We start from the raw sequence: 1,153 nt of genomic DNA on the forward strand, positions 1-1,153 counted from the left end.
CCTTTCCCTAGACGGACTTATCCCACGGCCTCGGTAATGGGTATGCCGAGCGCCGTATAGCCGTTCATGACGGCGATGCGGATTTGGACTTCCGCGACCTGCCGGTCAAAGCCCCGTGCCATGAGGCGCTGCCCCAGCAGTTTAACGCAATGCATCCAGTCGTCGGGAAAACGATCCTCCTCATATCTCGACGCGGCTCCGGCGGTGGTAACCACTCCAGTTTTGCCAGATGGCGCGGCCGAGGTATTTCGAAGCTCTCAGGGCCTCGTTTCTGGCCACCGCACCCGCAGTGACGGTCTTCCACGGCTTGGCGTTTTTGCGGGGCGGGAGTGAGGAAGGCCCGGAAAGGGTCCGGGGGACCCTTTCCCTGACGAACGGCATGGGCGCCGTGGTCAGCGATGGCATCGTGGCATTTGCGAGTATCATAGGCGCCGTCTGCGGTGACGCTGCTGATCGTCTCGTTCGTCGGGATCTGGTTCAGAAGATCTGGCAGCACCGGCGCATCACCGATGTGACTCCCGGTGATCTCCACGGCCCGAACCTCCAGCGTTTGTTCGTCGATCCCAAGATGTATCTTGCGCCAAACCCGCCGCTTGGGCCCATCATGCTTGCGCGTTTGTCGGGAAAACAGTCCCCCAGACTGTTTTCTGATCCTCCGCACTCCACTCTCCTTCACCCTCGACCTTGATACCCGTGCTGTCCACTGCCCGGCAGTGGTTTGCTTGCAAACCATGAGAGGGGATCAGCAGGTGCAATGGGTCGTGAGAGCCACGATACGGGATGTTCACGGCCAGCGTTCTCTGGCGGCGCGAGAGCGTGCTGAAGTCGGGCACCGCCCAGTTCAAACCGATCAAACGCAACAGGCTCTCGGCGAACCCGGTCGTCTGTCGGAGCGCCATACCGAACAGCGCCTTCATCGTCAGGCATGTCTGGATGGCCGTACCGCTGTAGGTTTGCCGCCGCCCGCGTCGTCCTGTCGGCACGGCGTCCCAGCTCATCTCGGGGTCGAACCAGACTGTCAGAGAACCTCTGCGCTTGAGCGCTTTATTGTAGGCTGGCCAGTTTCTGGTCTTGTAGGTTGGGGGTGTCGGTCTGCTCATGCAGCCCAGCTACCACGCTGGATTCACGAGATGAATCCCTCAAAGGATTTGTG

1 pseudogene is annotated in these 1,153 nt (G+C 60.7%); it reads right to left on the bottom strand.

Annotation, left to right across the window (positions count from 1 at the left end):
• Positions 1-17 precede the first annotated feature (17 nt).
• A pseudogene (locus CLV89_RS22295) lies at positions 18-1,100 on the bottom strand (IS5 family transposase).
• Positions 1,101-1,153 lie beyond the last annotated feature (53 nt).

This window comes from Tritonibacter scottomollicae (genome assembly GCF_003003215.1).
Taxonomy (GTDB): Bacteria; Pseudomonadota; Alphaproteobacteria; order Rhodobacterales; family Rhodobacteraceae; genus Epibacterium; species Epibacterium scottomollicae.